Source organism: Ruegeria sp. BHSC043 (genome assembly GCF_059612985.1).
On record NZ_JBXWRS010000026.1, the window covers coordinates 1 to 18,155 of the forward strand.

General features: G+C 56.1%; 11 protein-coding genes. 8 read left to right on the forward strand and 3 right to left on the reverse strand.

The window, feature by feature from the left end:
* The 8 genes from AC2FMM_RS17885 to AC2FMM_RS17920 all read left to right on the forward strand — a co-directional run.
* A partial coding sequence (locus tag AC2FMM_RS17885; RefSeq protein ID WP_496797303.1) for a plasmid partitioning protein RepB C-terminal domain-containing protein occupies positions 1-741 on the forward strand: 741 nt, incomplete at its 5' end.
* A gap of 320 nt (positions 742-1,061) precedes the next feature.
* Positions 1,062-4,538 carry a phospholipase D family protein gene (locus tag AC2FMM_RS17890; RefSeq protein ID WP_496797304.1) on the forward strand — a complete coding sequence of 1,159 codons (3,477 nt, stop codon included), beginning with the start codon at positions 1,062-1,064 and terminating at the stop codon, positions 4,536-4,538.
* 164 nt (positions 4,539-4,702) lie between these two features.
* A complete protein-coding gene (locus AC2FMM_RS17895) occupies positions 4,703-4,960 on the forward strand; it encodes a hypothetical protein (RefSeq protein ID WP_496797305.1) in 258 nt (85 codons plus the stop codon).
* Positions 4,961-4,970: 10 nt separating this feature from the next.
* A complete protein-coding gene (locus tag AC2FMM_RS17900) occupies positions 4,971-7,451 on the forward strand; it encodes an Hsp70 family protein (protein WP_496797306.1) in 2,481 nt (826 codons plus the stop codon).
* 375 nt (positions 7,452-7,826) lie between these two features.
* Positions 7,827-8,705, forward strand: a complete 879-nt coding sequence (locus AC2FMM_RS17905) for a phosphorothioated DNA-binding restriction endonuclease (protein ID WP_496797307.1) — start codon at positions 7,827-7,829, stop codon at positions 8,703-8,705.
* A gap of 12 nt (positions 8,706-8,717) precedes the next feature.
* Entirely contained in the window at positions 8,718-9,035 is a 318-nt protein-coding gene (locus tag AC2FMM_RS17910; protein ID WP_496797308.1) for a nucleoside triphosphate pyrophosphohydrolase, read from the forward strand.
* Positions 9,036-9,126: 91 nt separating this feature from the next.
* A complete protein-coding gene (locus tag AC2FMM_RS17915; RefSeq protein ID WP_496797309.1) occupies positions 9,127-11,634 on the forward strand; it encodes a phospholipase D-like domain-containing protein in 2,508 nt (835 codons plus the stop codon).
* A complete protein-coding gene (locus AC2FMM_RS17920) occupies positions 11,631-13,223 on the forward strand; it encodes a hypothetical protein (protein WP_496797310.1) in 1,593 nt (530 codons plus the stop codon). Before AC2FMM_RS17915 ends, AC2FMM_RS17920 begins: the two co-directional genes overlap by 4 nt.
* A gap of 69 nt (positions 13,224-13,292) precedes the next feature.
* Here the strand turns inward: AC2FMM_RS17920 and AC2FMM_RS17925 are convergent, their stop codons facing one another.
* The 3 genes from AC2FMM_RS17925 to AC2FMM_RS17935 form a co-directional block, all read right to left on the reverse strand.
* Positions 13,293-16,721, reverse strand: coding sequence for a TM0106 family RecB-like putative nuclease (locus tag AC2FMM_RS17925; protein ID WP_496797311.1), 3,429 nt, complete (start codon positions 16,719-16,721; stop codon positions 13,293-13,295).
* Positions 16,718-17,647 carry a 3'-5' exonuclease gene (locus AC2FMM_RS17930; RefSeq protein ID WP_496797312.1) on the reverse strand — a complete coding sequence of 310 codons (930 nt, stop codon included), beginning with the start codon at positions 17,645-17,647 and terminating at the stop codon, positions 16,718-16,720. The genes AC2FMM_RS17925 and AC2FMM_RS17930 overlap by 4 nt, the downstream gene beginning before the upstream one ends.
* A 34-nt stretch (positions 17,648-17,681) precedes the next feature.
* On the reverse strand, positions 17,682-18,155 hold a 474-nt coding region (locus AC2FMM_RS17935; RefSeq protein ID WP_496797313.1), incomplete at its 5' end, for a zinc ribbon domain-containing protein.

Consider the following 18,155-nt stretch of genomic DNA (forward strand, 5'->3'; position numbering starts at 1 on the left):
CTTGTCGAACCCCTCGTCGTGGTCCGCGACCAATCCGATCCCGAGAAATACATGCTGCTCGATGGGCACGTGCGCCTCGCAATACTGAGCGACCTCGGCGAAAAGGATGCGCCGTGTCAGGTTTCGACGGACGACGAGGCCTTCACCTACAACAAACGCATTAGCCGCCTTGCCACCATTCAGGAACACAAGATGATCCTGAAGGCGCTCGAACGCGGCGTTCCCGAAGAACGGCTGGCCCGGGCGCTCAATGTGAACGTCAAATCCTTGCAGGACAAAAAGCGACTTCTGGATGGGATCTGCCCGGAGGCAGCTGAACTCCTTAAGGACAAACAAGTCGCGCTGACTGGGTTCCAAATCCTGAAGAAGATGAAGCCGATGCGCCAGATCGAAGCCGCGGAGCTGATGGTGACGATGAACAAATACACCGTCAATTACGCCCGCTCGCTTCTGGCGGCGACGCCGGCCAGCCAGTTGAAGGATCCGGAGAAGCCGAAAGCTGTGAAAGGGATCTCCCGCCAGCAACTCGAGCTGATGGAGCGTGAGTCCGCGAATTTGGAGCGAGAGTTGCGCCTGGTCGAAGACACCTACGGTAGCGATCACCTCGATCTGGTTCTGGCCCGCGGCTACGTCTCAAAGCTTATCACCAATGCACGCGTCACGCGGTATCTCGAGATGTATCACCCCGAGTTTCTGCCTGAGTTCGAAAAGATCACGGAGACGGAGGCCCTGGCCTCCTGATCCGAGCAGTTCGGTCAATTTCGGCTGGGCTGCATTCGGGGACCCGGACCCATAGAAGCGCGGGGACCGCAGGAGACGCCGCACGGTGGGGCGGATCGAGTGCGGCGGTGGGGATGGCGGCGATCCCGCGCGGGGCCCACCAAGCCGAGATTATCCACTCGGCCAGACTTGCGAGATTTACCTCGCAACCGAGCCGGAGCGACTGACCAAACGGAAAGGCGTTCCGGCTCAACAGTTTTCCTAGCCCGATGTGAATTGTTCCGAATTCAATGGGTTGGAGGAATCACTTGAACCGCTAGACTGCTTGCGAGGTGTCCGGAATGGCGCGCGAGCGAGCAGACAGTTTCATATCAAGGTTTTTGTTTCGTGGTTCCAAGGAACGCGAGCAAGAGGCTTTGGCCGTCGATGTTGAGCCAACGCCCTCGGCCGAAAGCGCCACCGACCACGAACTGGTCTGGGCGACAAATGGGGAACGATCCGTCCGCGAGCTCGTTGAGCGCACTCTGAATGGATCAAACGCTCTCGTCGTGACCGGATATCAGGACTTTTTGTCCGCGATGTCGATCATCCTTCGCGTTCGGCCCAGCATTATATCCGAACCCCCTGAATCGATCCGGATCCTATTCGGGACGAATACCGACAACCAAAGCCGCCTCGACGGAAGCGGACGCGGACTCTCGGAAGAGGCCCGAGACTATTTCCTCGAAACGCGCGGGCTTTCGCTGCGCTCCCTCGACGAATTACGGGCTGTCCTCGCTTACGATGCGATCGCATCGGGGGCGATCTCCCTCCGTATCTTTGATACTGATTTGGCCCGGGAGCGGTACGGTCGTACCCACGCGATGCTTCACGCGAAGCTCTTCCTCAGTGACGCAGGCGCGCTCGCCGGCAGCGCCAACTTCTCGGTTGGCGGCCTTAGACGCAACCTCGAGTACGTCGACGATCTTCAAGCTTTTCCTGATCTTGCCACAACGCGTCGCGCAGCTGCCGAAGACTTCTGGACGCTTGGTACCGACTGGACTGAACAAGCTCTCGAGATCCTTAGGGCACTTCTGAGGCCTGTAAGCGCCGAAGAAGCCCTCGCCCGAACAGTTCACGAAATGACGTCCTATGCGCCCTGGCGTGTCGGCGGTGACGGCGCCGCAGGGCGTCCGCCGCTGCCGTTCCAAACCGATCTCGTCTACGAGGCTGCAGGAACAGCATACGAACACGGGTTTGCATTTGTAGAAGCACCGACAGGCGCAGGTAAGACCGACATCGGCAAGCACTTAGCCACGGTCTTGCCGACAATGCACGCGAGCGTCGTTCTTCGGCATGGAAATGAACGTCCTGACCAAACGCGCAATGGTGCGCTCGGCATCATTCCGGCAAGCGTTTTTCGCAATTGGGACAAGAGCAAGCCAGCAAACCTCAATCTCATCAAGCACAGCCATCTTTCGCGCAGCAAAGGCGAAGAGGCCGAAGAACTTGAGGAGATCAACCGAGGCGTACGGTCTTCTGCCTCCATGATCGTGGACGAGAGTCATCGATTGAACTCCCGTTATCTCGCCCCGTCGAGACGTTCCCTCGTCTTCGAACAAAGCCCTGCGATCTGGACGTCGTGCCTGTCAGCGACCCTGATGGGGAACCAGGGCCTGGATGGATTGCTCGCCTTCCATGAACGACGCGCCTCGATCTATGTGCCCCCCGAAATCACCGCCAGGATCAACGACAACCTCAAGCGAGGACGCGAGAGAGCATCAGAGTTGAATGCTCTCCGCACTCTTAAGCAGAACTTCGAGGATCGTCAGCGGTCTGGCATGGAAGACATGTTCCTGTCCGAAGCAGACCTCGCCCAACCAATCGAAGACGCAGAAGAACGACTTGCGGGCAAGCGGCTCGATCCGCGCGAAATTCAAGCCGACATGGCGGACGCACTGGCGCCCTACGTAGTTAGGCGTCAGCGCCATTGCGTCGGAGAGTCCAAGAAACGCGGACCTGGGATCTATGCGTACCCTGAGATCGAGAGCATCAGGATCGACGCCGAACTCACGCCTGAGCAATCGGCCATCCTGGACGAAATCAGAAGACTGGCTGAGAGCATCTCGACAGGCACAACTCTTGTATCTGCCGACCCAAAACGAGCAGGCCATACGGAAGTCCGCTTTCATGACAAGGCGCGGATCCACATTCGGAACTTTCTGGCGATCTTGAGGTCGTCAATCACCTTCGCGCGGGAAGATTGGGACCGCAGGCGGGCCGCAGATGCAGATGCGCGCGGTCGCACGTCGATTGGCGAGAGCCTTAGGCGCTCAGAGCGTGAAAGCCGCGGTGGGAAGACCGCAACAATCACTATCACACCGAAGAGCGGCGAGCTTCCTCTCGACAAACGCACGACGACGCCGATTTGCGATCGCATCGGTGAATTGCTGCAGAGCCCAGAACTTGATGCGATCGATGAGCAGCGCGCCGAACATATGGCAGAGATGCTCAATCAGTATCGGCAAGTGATCTTCCTGTCTGAGCGGATTGGCGTTCTGGAGGTCTATGCACGCCTTCTGTCTTCCCGGAAGGGCCCAAAACCCGATGTGATCCTTGTGGCTGCCAATCACAAGCTGGGACCTGGTACCGGCATTACCGTCGCTCGAAATGGTGCAGAAGCCCAAGAATACCTGGCTCTCGACGGCAAGAAGGCGTCCGAGGACCACCGCCGAGCCATGTTCATGACCTTTCAAATGGCGGAAGGCATCAACCTACAACGCGCGCGTGCCCTAGGCATCGTCGGCGTTACTTCGGACATCAAGAGCATGCTCCAGGGCCTGGGGCGGATCGACCGCATCGACAGCCCGCATTCCAAGATCACTTACACCACCTTCGATCTGCCTGGGCTTGTGCTGTCGTCCGACAAGAAAGGTCGTGACCGCATTGAATCCATCGCTCTGCTCTCGGGAGTTGGCGCTTCAGATCTCGCAGACGAGTATCTCGAGTTCTCTGCCGGCGATCTGACAGACCTGATCCTTGAGCAGCACAGGAAGCCGCGGCCACTTCGCCGGAACAACCTCTACGATCTGGTCGAAGACATGCGGCGCAAGCTGCCAGACGAACTCCTCACTTCTATGGAGCGCATCAAGCCCCAAAGCCTTTGGGGCGCTGAGCTGTGTCTTCTCGCTGGCAACTCACCGATGACCATCATTGCCCTTGGTGGGCGGTCACCATCGTTGGTCGAGGCGTCCTATTTGCCACCCCGACTATTGGCCGTCCGCGAGACAGGTGATCGACAAGAAATCATCCGGGATCAGCCAGAAGTGACGCGGCTGCTGCGCGAGGCCTATGGCGAAACCGTTAGGGCCGGAAAACACCAGGACCGACCGACAGAAGCCGAGCTCAGTTCTGTGATCGAAGGCCTTCAGCGGACTTTGGAAGGTCTGGCACACTGGGATATTCGTCCCGAGCGCACGGTGTCACTTCTAGAGTCTTTGGACAGGTTTCTCGCGTCCGGGCCTTCAAAGAACCAAGGTTACAACCGGTTCGGGCAACTAACGCTTCCGTCGCTTGAAAAGCTGGCGGAGGCTTGGGCCCAGGAACTCGATCCCTATTGGATTGAGGCCAAGAAAGACGTCAGCCAACGCAGCGAAAAGGAAAGAGAAATCCCGGACTATCTGGGGATCGATGCGATATACGGATTCTTTAAGCAGCAATCATCGAAGACGCTCTCAGAGGTGCGCGCGCGAATGGAAGAGTTGTTCGGCGCGGCGGAACAAGCTTCACGCAACGCAAATACACAGATCTTGGACCGGATCGCTGTGATTTTCAGGTGACGATATGACAGTAGGATCGCAGTTCGTTTCGGAAGACCACAAAACAGCTACATACTCGCTTCAGCCGCCTTGATAACAAGAAGTATTTCAAGTCTTTATAGCATGCAGGGACAATGCAAGGTTTAAGCCGAGCATCAGCGAACCATCGATAGGACGTACGTGACGTGAGCGCCGAAAAGAAGCTGCTAATCAGCCAAGTGAAGATCATACGGCCGTTTGAAGAGGCCGCCGTACCGACGAAAATCCGGTACTCGGGGAAGCAGTATTTTGTGGGCTATGACGCCGAGGCAGCCCGAGACGACTCCAGCGGTTGTTACGAGAATTTCAAAGTGTCACTTGGCCAGCTTACTCGCCAGCAGGCGCAAACTTCTTACTCGCCAGCAGGCGCAAACTTCGCTTCAAAACGTCTCGAGCCGGCATAGGCGCTCCGTAGTGGGGATGACCAAGGACTTTCTCACCGGTGTACTCGAGAAAACAAGAAACGAAATTGAGGCAGGAGGTGATCAATTTCCAAAGAAGGTCTTGGTCGCCGAACCACTTTCCATTGAGGAAGAAGGAAAAGTTAGTGGCCAGTGGCTCTCGAACTATCGTACAAACATGCGCACTGCGCTTGATGGCTGGTTTGAAGACGTAGATTTTCTCCCCGAACCTTTCGCCGTGTTCCAGTACTACCGTTACGGACTTCGCCACCCACTTCTCGCAGAGGGCCAAAAGCACGTCGCTCTTGTTCTGGACTTTGGCGGAGGCACACTCGATGTCTCGGTGATCGAGACAACTGCAGAAGGCGATATTAGTCACGGCGGGAAGAATTCACGGCCATTGTCGGCCAAATCGATTCCCGCTGCTGGCTTCTATATCAACCAAAGACTGGCGGAAGATGTCTTGTTTTCCGTATTGAGCTCGAAGGAAGCAAAGACATCGGCTCGGAAAATTATTGCAAAGGTAAACTCGTTTCAAGGTCTTGGAGACGAAGAAAAATCACTGCTAGGGGACAAAGAACTTATCTTCGTCGAAAATTTCGTAGACCTTCTTTCTCAGGTCGAGAAGGCGAAGATTCGAATTTGCAATTCGATATCTGATTGGAGCCTCGGCGCCAACTTGCACGGCGCTCTATCTCACTTGGTGCGCGTGGCCGAGAACCCGTTCGCTCGAGATAGTAGAATGATCGAAGTACCCCTAAGAGCCGAAAGGGTCCGTGAGGTCTTCGAGAACCGTGTCTGGAACGAGAAGCTAAGAGAAGCCATTCGGAGCGCTATCACTCGATCTCAGAAGGAATTGAATGGAAAGCCTATTTCCGTCGTATTGCTATCTGGTGGGTCGACAAATATCAGGTGGCTGAAGGGATTGATTGAGAGAGACCTTAGAATTCAACTAAGAGATGCGGAGATTCTTGAAATTTCCGAAAACTACCAAGAGGTGGTCGCAAAGGGACTTGCTATAGAATGCGCTCGCCAATTCTACACTGAGGGCGACGGCGACTTTGGTGCGGTCACTTACAACCGACTTAATCTTGCTCTCCGTCCAGACAGAAAAGATATCGAATGGCGGAAATTCCGGCCACTGATCCAGTCGATGCCTGAATGTGAAGACGAGGGCACTTTGCTGCCGTCTTCTACGTCTTTGCGAGCTTTCTTGGACAAGCCAATGAGATGGAAAGCAAGACTGTCCAGCGCTCCGCGAACTGAGCTTGAGTACCATTATCTCAAATCCTCGTTCGACCCAAATGACCTTAACAGCTTGCATAACATCGTCGACAATTCAGTAAGGACACCATCCGGCACGACTTTTGGCTCTTCGATTGAAGTCGAACTGACCGTACGGAACGATGGTACGGCTACCCCTGCCTTCATATATGGGAAAGGCAAACAGGAGACGCGCGTAGAAGGTCGTTCGTTCTTCTTAGACATGACATTTGCTGATAAAGAGGGCGCGCGCAGCGCTTACCTTGGTTTGGATTTCGGCACAGCTACATCGGCGCTATCCGTTGTCAGCCAAGATCAAATTACAGCTTATGTTCAGAGATCCCGCGACAAAACTTGGTTGGATCTCGGCGAACTGGTTCAAGAGTTGCCCTACCCCGTTGCACACCCTCTAGGAATGTACATCACCCAAACCGATCCCCTTCAGCTTGAGAAATACGGTCTGGCTACATTAGAGGCAGCACTGACCTTTATTGGTTATTGCTCTCTTTGCGATTTGATCAGCACTAATGAAGGTGTTGATTTTCGTAGCTTCTTCGGTAACTTTCGCCGCTCCGCTGGTCCTCTAAAGCATCTTCTGGTGCAACTAGAAAAATTGGTCAACGCCAGTTCTGAAGTTTCAAAAGAGCTTCTGTCGATAGTTGAAGATGAGGTCTTTCCAACGATTGACAGTGCAGTAACAAATGCAGCCAAGACTAAGCACTTCAAGAGAGCTGACATTGACTATAACCACATACTCAGTGTGCTTGGGAACCACATAAAAAGAGCCATGAACGGGCGAGTGGTTGGAGTATTCGAAGGAATAGAAAAGAAAGGTTTTGGAGGCGGATATCGCGGGATATTTCGTTGCATTGATGGCCCAAACTCACCATTTGTAAAACTATATCACTATGAAGGGCCTACCGACTTTTCCTCGGCCGAGGTTTTTCTGGCCGATGTAAAAAGCGGCGTGGTGGTGCCTCTAGCACCATTCTACATTTGGGGCCTTGGAGCCCGGTTGGGCCATCGCAATGGTTACGACCTATATTTTGCAGACATCCTTGGTCCATCAGCCAGTCGCTACGTCTTTGCATCCACACAACTAGGTGACGAAATAGATCTTTCAGAGTATTCGGAACTAAATGATATTGAAAGCTATCTTGCTGAATTATTTGAGAATAATGTGTCTCTAAGCAATCATTCCGGAATGACGTTTGTTCGCCGTGTTGCCTAGCCCAAACCCACGCCCAATTGCTAGGTATGCATGCTGAATCGCTTGGTTATGGCGCGACTGCATACCGTGCAGGCGAACCATGTGCTGTCTTGGCGGATGATGGCGCATCAAGGCCAGCGGTCACATGCACCGCGTCAACAGGCCGGACAAATGACCGCAACCTGCATCGCGGCACGTCGCTCAAGAAATCTCTTGCAATAAAGGAGCCGTCCACAAATGACAGGACCCTCGCCGTTGTCACCTCAATCAGCAAATTAGAGGTGACGGACGGCTCCGGCGAGGCAGGCGATAGTATCCTGCGGTGCATTGAGAATTCGGCCTGATCTGATACCCTTGTGTAAGGCAAGATACCGAGAAGTAAGAATAACTTCGAATATGGCGGATGATCTTCTAAAGCGTTTTGACTCGATCCGCGTCTTTGCAAAGGGCGGGAAGCTGGCGCCGCACAAGCCGTTGCTTCTGCTCTACGCGCTTTCTCGGCTCAAAAACGAAAAGGCTGAGCGCATCGATTTCAACGAAGCCGAAGATGTCGTTAGCCCCTTGATTCAGACCTACGGGCCCTTTCGCGCCAAGACAACGGTAGGCTATCCTTATGCCCGCCTTGCCAATGACAAGAGCAATATCTGGTGGATCGAACAGCACGAGAAGAACGCCTCCGGTGACTTAAACCTCACCGAAGCGCGTGATCGCGGGCTGAAGGCCGGCTTCTCCGATGATGTCCTTGAAGCCTTCAGGCAGAACCCCAAGCTAATCGACAGCGTCGCGCTTAATCTGCTCGAACGAAACTTCTCGCCCAGCCTGCACCAGGACATCCTGGAAGCTGTCGGTCTCTATCTAGGAGATGACGAACTCGAAGCAGTCATCCGCAGAAAGCGCGATCCAAAATTCCGCTACAAAGTGCTGACTGCTTACTACGAGCAGTGCTGCGTCTGTAAGTACGATATCAAGATGAACGGTGCTGCCATCGCCTTGGAGGCGGCCCACATCAAGATGCACTCAGCCGGTGGTCCCGATGAGGTCAATAACGGCCTCGCGCTCTGCGTCATTCATCACAAGCTCTTCGATCTCGGCGCAATGACCGTGGACAAAGAGTTCAGAGTCCGAATTTCCGAAAGGGTCGTCGGTGACTGGGGGCGGCGCCTGAATGATGAGTATAACGAAAAGGAGATTTTGACGCCGCGTAGCGAACAGCTACTGCCAACCCCCGAATATCTCCAGTGGCATAACGAACAGATTTTCAAAGGCATCGTTTAAGAAGAGGAATTCATGAGTGCAGGTAAGCTGGTAAGGGACCGCATCCCGGAATTAATCGCCGCCGAGGGCCGTAAGCCGATCATCAAGACACTTGAGGGTGAGGCACTTGTGGCCGCTTTACATCACAAGCTTGCCGAAGAACACGATGAGTTGCGCGCGGCCTCCGGCATCGATGCCAAATGCGAAGAACTGGCCGACATCCTTGAAGTCCTGGTCGCCATCGCCGCGCAATACGGCTGTGATGAAGCGCACCTTCATGAGATTGCTGCCCGCAAACGCGAAGCGAGGGGCGGATTTGAAAAAGGCCTTTTTTACCAAGGTGATGAGTAGCATGCACCACCATCCGGAAACTCTTAAATGCGCCTCTATGCCGGCTCCTGCCATGGCGAACCGAGTACAAGCATAGATTTGCCATGATTGGATGTTTGAAGACCGGCAGATGAAATCCCAAGAAGATAAAAAAGCACGCACCCCAACCATCGCTGAATATCTTTCAGCGTCACGTTGGAAGCATGCGCTCTTCACGACATATGCTCTGAGCCTGAGCTATTTTGAATCCGAAATCTTGCGTCCGCTCCTGCAACAAGGTTGCGATGACATTTGGCTGATTTGCGATGCCCAAGGCTATCGTTCATCACTCCTGGAACGGCGTTCAATGCGGGTCGGACAGGAATACAGAATTGTTCCTGTCGGACTGCCGAACGGCGTCTACCATCCCAAGTGCATCCATCTGTGCTCCGATGACGAGCAGGTGCTCCTTGTCGGTAGCGGGAATGTAACTTTTGGCGGTCACGGCCGGAATGCCGAAGTCTTTGAGGCATTGGTCCCTGACCAGCATGCGACGGCATATTTGGACTTTGCTGCCTTCCTCGAAACGCTAGGTACGAGCCCGAATATCAAGATCGCTCGGAGAGACTGGATCGATGATTTTGCAGGGCGCGCTTCCGAAGCCGCAGCGGATGGTGCGGATGCTTCAGATACATTCGTTCGCTTGGTTCACCCAATAGAGCGATCCGGTATCGAGCAACTTGGTGAGGCCGCTGCCGAACTAGGCCCTTGTAGTAGTGTGAAGGTTATTTCACCTTACCACGATCCAGACGGAGAAGCGGTTCTTGCGCTGCTTAATGCATTGGATGCTGAAACCGGTGTTGTGGCGGTTACCAGCGAAGACAAAAGCCCGTTTCCATTCTCCGACGCTGAACGATGGGCGCGCCCGGTTCTGCCGCAAAAGCCGAAGATCGACGGAAAGCGCTTTGTCCATGCGAAGTGGATTGAATGCATGTTCCCAAGTGGGAGCTTGTTGCTGACGGGCAGCTTCAACGCCACGAGGAAGGCTCTTACAACAACCGACAACGTCGAGCTTGGTGTCCTCCGCAGGGTACGTCATGGCGAAGAAATCCTTGAATGGACGAGTTGCGATCTACCTCAGTTCGAGCCCGCGCAGCGCCTTCCATCAGGCCTTGGTCAATCTGAGATCGTCTATGCAAGCTTTGATAGAAACGACCCTCGCCGGCTGTATGGTCAGCTGATTAGCCTTCAGCACGTCAGCGGGAAATGGCTTTACCGCGTCGTTCAGGCTGATGGGACGTCCCATGCCGGAGACGCTGCAATCAACGATGATGGAGAGTTCTCGGTAATCGAGGAGGCGCTGGAAGCATTCGCGGAATTGCCAGCGCTGCAGATCGTCTTGCAGCGCGACGAGCGCGAAGCGCGCGGCTGGATTCACAATGAAATGTTGCTCAGCGTCGGGGCTCGTCGCAGGCTGACGGCAGGAGCGATGAGCCGCCTCATGCGGCGCGAGGGCAGCGATGATGATATTCAGGCATTGCTCGATTACTTAAGCGTGTCCGCTGACAAGCACCTGAGGGTATTCGATTTGCCCGTCACCAAAGGCGAAGAAAGCGAAGGATCTAACACCACTAACGATCCGGCGGCACGAACGGTTCGCATCAATCTGCAGGAACTCGCTCCCCTGGCGGAACTGCCTGAAGGTGTCGGCACCTCATCCGGGTTTGCCGCATCGACCGATGATCACTTTGAAACGGCGCTGGTGCGACTAAGGCGCATGCTTCTTGGTCATGGGATCTCGCGGAATATGGCGATGCGGGACGGTTTGGGTTCGGCTGTCCTTGTAGAAGACGAAGAAGACGATGTGAGGCGGCAAACGCCTGAGCAGATAGCCTACAGCCTGGGCCTTCAGGATTTCGAATACGCCATAGATGCGATGATCAGGGATTGCGCTGAGCACCCTGACAGATTGCCCGGCTTGCTAACTATCCAACTCGAAATCGGGATGTGGATGCGGCTGCATCGGCTCGATGACATCGATGGTGCGTTTGAGTTCATGGGGAGTTGGATCAGGCGCGCCGCGCAGACCGTGACGGTTCCACAAGACTCAGTGAACGCGCTCTCCCAGCACTTCGTGACGGCAACGGCCATTCGTGCCGATCTGTTGCCAGACGCACGAAAGTCCGATCAACTCGTGGCATTGCACGATAACCTGGAGAAGTTCTTTGGCGGGCCTGTTGATCATGGTTTCGCCTTGGCCGCGTTGATCGAAGATAGCCATCAAGGCTTTGCCGCGGCGCTCGCGCAGGCTGATGACGAAATTGATTTGCGCGCCGCACTGGACAGCGTACTCGCCACCAGAACCAGGCGACAGCAACTCGAAGATGCCCTGCGGCTGCGGGAGGTAGAAAAAGCTGTGCCCGCCGACTGGGAAGTCTTCCAATCAAAGACTGGCAAACAACTTTATGAATCGATGCACCGCTTCGCTTGGGAAAAGCGGGTCAAGAAAGCGATACCGAACTACGACGCGTGCAGCCATTGCTACGCCAAATACCCGTTGCAGGAATTGGCAGTGCTTCGCAGAGAGCGAATAGGGCGCTGTATTCAATGTAAGAAATTCTCTTTAGACTTACTGCCATGACGATACACGCACCTGACCATCCGTTCTTCCTTCCGCCGCGGACCGGCGAGAATAGCGGCGTTGATTTCCTCGGGCTGCGGCAGGTGAACTTGGACATGATGGCTGAAATGATCCCGTCGACAAACAACGTCACGGATTACATTCGGCCGTTCTCTCTAATGTCCTGGGTCTTCTGGAAGTTCTATGATCTCTGTGCTGCGTCCGGTGTCGAGGAGCCATCGCGCGAGGAAATCAATTGCTTCCGAGAGCGGATCGAAGTCCTTTTTTCCTGGGGCGCAAGGCTTCATGAAACGAGCGGTCGTGTTCCTGGGACAGGCGCTGCGCCACCCAGCAACTCGACGGATGGCCGTGTGCCGTTGACGTTCAAGGACTGGAAACGTGTACAGGATAGTACCAGTCTAATCGCTGCGCTTTGGTACGGTCCCGCGTCAAAGATTGTGACAGGTCTTGGCTTTCTGATGCCGGTCCCCGGTTACACGGGATTCTTCCGCACAACAGGCCCGGGAATTCGTTTGGCCGAAGCCTTGGATGTCCGGCTTCGACAAGATCAGGAAATCTATGATCGACTTCTAGCCACGCTGAAGCCGGTTACGGCAAGCGAAAGTGATGCGATTGCCCTGTGGGAACTATGGTCGCCTGAAGAGATCACTGAGGGCGAGCGGGAAGCCTTCTTGTCGTCGCTCTATTCAGCCGATGAGGTCGGTAGCACCAAGTCTTTGCTTGGAAAAAGAAGCACAACGCTGGCCCTTGTTCTCCATCATCTCAGCCAATGCTGTACGACTGTCGCTGTACCTGAAATTCGCCGCGGCATGGCGCTGTCCGTCTCTCAGGATGGTGAAACCTATGATTTGCCTGACGAGCTGGTAGCTGCCCGCAACAACTGGCTCACGCTACAGATGCGGCAACTTCAGCGGCTCTCGATGGAATGTCTGTTGTCTTGGTGTGAACGCAGCATTCTCAAAGACCGGATCAATGAAACCAGCGCCATGGCTGAACACTTCAGTGCCGACTGGGGTGGCCTTGAGCATGGTTTTGAGGGAGCAGATACACTCGGCGCAATGATTGCCGCACTTGATGAGCAGTGCATCGATATCAATGGATTCATAGGGGCTGTTCTAGAAGAGCGCCTTTCGGATCCCTTCGAAATGATGGCTAAAATTCAACGGCTGTTTAAGAGTGGCGACCCTGCCTACGCTCAATACTCCTTTGCCGGGATATTACTCTGCGTGGCCTATTCCGGCGTAACAGACGAGGATGATCGGCTGTTTAGGCTTGGCGGAGCAGCACGGTTATCTCTGGTCAATCTTCGACGCCGCATAATCGGTTTGGGTGATGTCTCGGTTCGTGAGGCCTTCCAGTTCATTCTGGAGTCGATGATCATAAGTCAGCACTTCTCAACGGCGGTTAACCGGTTTGATGGGCAGAACCAGCGATTGCGCCTGACCATCGAGGAGACTGGGCTTGAGGTGCTTGTGGACAAACCTTGGCAGCCAACTGTGACGGAAGACCGATTAGCGACATTACTATCGCTTGCTGCTCAGTCCGGCTTAGTCGGGCGACAAGAAGACCGCTACTTCGCAGTTGGATAGGCGATGGTTGCTAGACGATTCACAAATGCCCATCACACCCGAAGATTATCATTCAAAGGAACCAATCAGCTAAAATGTGAGGTCGGCAACGCCCACCACGCCGGCCAGCTCAAGGTATCTGCAAAACGCATTTGCCAATTGCATCTGCCGCGGAGTCCGACATTCCGCCTCGAAGGCTTTTGGCGACGCGACCAAGACCGCAACACACTTCGCCCGCGAGATTGCAACGTTGAAGCGGTTTGCACTGTATAGGAACTCCATGCCCCGCGGTGCGTCAGCATGGCTCGATGTTGCCATCGAGTAGATCGCTATGGGTGCCTCCTGGCCTTGGAACTTGTCGACAGTCCCAACGCGCGCGCCTGGAAGACGTTGCTGAATCTCAAATACCTGCGCGTTGTAGGGCGCGATGATCAGGATGTCCTCGAGCGTTAGAGGTCTCTCCTGTCCCTCCCGATCAATCCATGTCCGCTGACCGGACAAGACCTCTTCAACAAGTCCGGCAACGGCATCGGCCTCCTCAATCGAAGAGCTTTGATTGCCTGAATGCTCAACAGGGAGAAACCTCAGACCCGTTCCGGTAAGGGACCCGCCACCGCGGATTTCCTGCAGCTCGCATCCCTCTACAGAGTGCAGCTTGTCATCATAGAAAAGCTCAGAATTGAACTGGCAAATTTCGGGGTGCAGGCGCCAAGTTTCCTCCAGGAAAAGACCCTCGTCTTCGGCAATCGTATGTGCGCCACCAAGAACATGCTCGAGCGCGGAGACGCCTGTGCCGTCCGGATGCGTGCCCTGCGTGGGCTGGTCCAGCTGCTGTGGATCTCCAAGCAAGATCAGCGCCTTCGCGCTCTGAGCAACTGCCAGGACATTGGCCAGAGACATCTGCGCGGCCTCGTCAATCACGAGCACATCGAGCACTTCATGTGCGTCAGCGCGTGACCAAAGGAAGTGCGTCGCACCTGCAACCTGCGCCGACCGTGAGCCCAGCGCAGCATAAACCCCGGCATTGTCGGACACGAACTTCAACCGGTCCTGATCAGGTTCCATCTCGCCGGACTTCGGTTTCTGCACGCAGCAGAGATCGACCTTCATCTCCGGGACGGCTTCGACGACCTTGTCGAGCAGGTTGCGGATCACTTTGTGACTGTTGGCCGTGATCCCGACCTTCTGTCCACGCTTGACGAGTTCGCAGATCATGCGGGCGCCCGTGTACGACTTTCCTGTTCCCGGAGGCCCCTGGATCGGAAAGACGCCTTCACCAAGCTCGCGAGCGACGCGAAGCGCAGCCTTCAGGGTCGTTTCGCCATGCTGTCGGATCGGTCCGTCGCCAAGTTGCGGTTTGAGACGCAGCAAGAGTGCCCGGGCGCTCTGATATGGCCCATCTCCTTTGATGCCATGATCAGCGACATGCTCCCCAAGCCGCATCAGGCTGTCGGCCTGTTCCTTCGTATTGAACATCTGATGCGCGAAGACGCCTTCGGGATGGATGTCGGCCGTCTTCCCCATCTTCTTGATGTCGACTGTCCGGTCATCCGCAGAAACCGCGATAACGCTGCCGATTTTGTCGCCGCCATTCATTCGCAATGCTTCGTCGCCGCGAAGATCCGTGTCTTGCTGTGGGAACGCATACCGATGAACCGGTGTTCGCGCGCCCGGTGGAGAGACGTCCCTGACAAACGTCAGCTGCGAAAGCGCGGCGCGCTCGTCCACGAGCTCTTCTGGCGTCAGCGCGGAAAGCCGGAAGTATTCCCACCAGGCGGCTTTGTCCTCACGGCGATGCCAGTCGAGGATATTCGCGAGGATCCAACGGGCGTGCTGTTCGTCGCTCCGCTCTTCGATATCCGCGGGCACGTCGGCCGTGAGGCGCTCGATCAGAGCCTGCACTGCTTCCTGACGTTCTGTCAGCGCTTCGCTTGGTTCCTGGTCAGTTGGCAAAGGACGCGGAACATCCGTGCCGGCATCAACAAGCTCCTTACGGCGATCTTCAAGCCAATCGCGCAGTGCAATGGTCGAGGTGCAGTCCTCGTAGTTGTAGGACTGTACGGTCGCGCGCACCTCGCCGTCGATGGCATCGATATCGCCTAGCTCGAGTCCGGCTTGCAGACGCGCAAGCGCGACGTTGGCATCTGGCAGACTGGTGTCCCGCTCAAAGCCGTAGATCGGCTCCAACTTCTTGATCGAGTAGCTTTCGACGCCGGCGCGCAGTCCATTGCGCACCGCGCTGTAAAGGTCGACCAGCAGATTGCTGCGCAGGAAATCATCAATCTCGCTTTCCCGGGTCGCGTAGCGGCCCATCAAGCGTTTCAGCGCGCCAGGTTCATAGGGTGCGTAGTGGTAAACGTGCAGGTCCGGATACTGTTCTCTGCGCGCATTCACGAAGTCCACGAAGCGCTCGAAGATGGCCTTCTCGCCTTCCCGGTCAAACGCCCAGTCTGCCGTATAGGTCCAGGCGCCACTTTCATCGCGGTAGATGTAGCCGAAGAGATACTCAAGGCCATGCTCCCCGACGAACGCATCGCTTTCAATGTCGAAGAAGATGTCCCCTTCAGACGGTTCAGGCAGCAGGCACAGGCCGATATCTTCGACGATCGGCAGGAGCTCGTACCGAACCTCTCCGGCCTCGCGAGACTCCATCTGAATGCGGGCCTGCTCACGTGCCTTCTCGTAGGAGAGCGGTGACCCCTTCTTCGGCTTCCATGGCATGGGCGTCGGCATTTCCGCGAGCGCTGCCGCGGTCGTGATCCCGTTGTCCTGAAGCTCGGCAGTCTGGTTCTTGCTGATCCCGGCGACTAGACAGAGATGGTCATCTGCACGGCGCCGCGCGTCGCATTGAGACCGCCACCTGCAGATGTCGCAGTGCTCCTTCGGTTCAGGATACTGACCGCCCAGCGCTCCTTCGGAAGTCGCCTCTTCCGCGGCAGCCTTGGCCGTTCGGAAATACGCGGCGTAGTCCGCATATCGAAACTCTTGCGGTTCGAAGTCGGACCAGGGTGCCACGACGTAAACATATTCAGGTGCGATACCCTGCACCTGCTCCAATAGATCGGCATAGAGGCACAGCTGAAGCACCGAGCCAGCCTTGGTCTCACGGGCAAGTTTCGTGTCGATGATCTCGTAGGACCAGGACCCGAGATTGCTGGGTTTCTCGACCCGCCGCAGGATGTCGGCTCGCCCTACCCACCTGTCATGTGCAAGCGCCGCCTGGACGATGATCTGAGCGCCGGACACCATCGCAGCGCAGGTCTCGTCGACGGCCGCTGGCGTGATGTCGACACCGTCGATCTGGACAGATGTCAGGCCCTGAGCCTCAAGGTGCTCGATGAAGGCCTTTTCGTGCTGATCACCCCGCTCGCGCAAAATCTCGAGAAGTGGGTCCCAGTGCTTTGGTTTTTCAAGTGCTCCTTCGGCGACCTGAAGATCCAGCTCCGTCAGATGGGCGCAGTTCAGATGGCCGACGAGGTCGGATGCGCTCAGGACGATCTGATCGACATGCTTTTTCATGGCTGCGCCTCCCAAAGACGCTCCGAGAAGCGGTTCAGCGCGGTGACCTTGTGCGTCGGCACAGTGGCTTCCCGGCTGTAGATTTCAGCCCGGAGCCAGTCGATCTCCGCCGCGGGATCGGAAGTGATCGTCCACCAAACCTTGCCGAGTGGAAGTTCTGCCGGTCGCCAGCGGTACCCGCGCTCCTTCAGCTTCAGGCGTTCGTCGTAAGGGGCATCGACCGCCCGGATGAGGTATTCGTCCTGCAGAGCCGCATCGCGGACGGCAGACATGATGCGCTGGCCCGACTGAGGCAACTCTTGCGAAAGCAATGCGAGGCAGGCTTCGCAATCCGCAAGCGCCCGGTGACCGCCGTAGAACCAACCGAACTGCATGCCGAGGTAATCCAGTTTGCCGGCAGTGAACCCTTCGCGCAGCCAGTCGACGCTCGTAAGCGTGCAACCCCAGGGTTTCTCGGCAAAGCACGGCCAGTGCTTCTCGACCATGACCCGATCGAAGCTGGCATTATGCGCAATGATCAGATCGGCATCAGCAACCAGTGCCTCAACCGCTGACGCATCGATCGTCCGTCCCGCGACCGCTTCAGCGGTCAGACCGGTGATCAGACTGGCTTCTTCCGAGATCGGAACACCAGGCTCACGAAGTCCATCGAAGGCCCGGTCGTGGGCGATCTCAAGGATACGGCCGGTGTCGAGCTCGTAGGTGAACGGAAGCATGGCGAGTTGGATGACCTCGTCGCCCTCGAGCGAAAGGCCGGTGGTCTCGACATCCAGAACGAGGGCATGCTTCACCGGGCCGCCGCGTGGATTGTTCAGGCGGCGTGGAAGAGCCAGCCGGCGAAGGAGCCGCCAGTCATTCACATGGGCTTGCGCCCCAGTCTGAATGACGTGCTCTGCACCGATCGCAAAGAGACTGTGATCGTTCATCGCGCCACCTTTTCCCTGTCAAACGCAACACGCATCACTTGTTCTCCTCGAACATGCGTGCGAGGCGTCCATAGCTCTCCTCGGGCAAGAGCTTGAGGATCTTAATCAGCTGGTCATCCCCGCTGCTCAGAACGCCCTTCCGGAAGACATCTCGGATGGCTTCCCCCTCCTGGACCTCCTCTTCGTCAAGATCCATGCCCCGGATGATGGCCCCAACGCGCAAGGCCTCATTCAGCGAGATCTCGAAGGCATGGGCGAACGCCGTGCCGCAAGACTGGCAGTCCTTGGCGCTCAGGGGATTGAGAGCCCCGCACGCGTCGCAGGTCTTCATCCTCGGTTGGCGGACGGGAAACTCCGCATCACAGACGTGGCAGGCCGCGGCATCCTTCGGGCACTCCGCGCCACAGTCGGGGCAGACTTTAGTGTCGGGCGCATCCGACGGGCGCAGTTTGGCCGGCGACATCTCCGCCTCGACCCGGCGCGCATATTCTTCGAAAATCCGATGCGT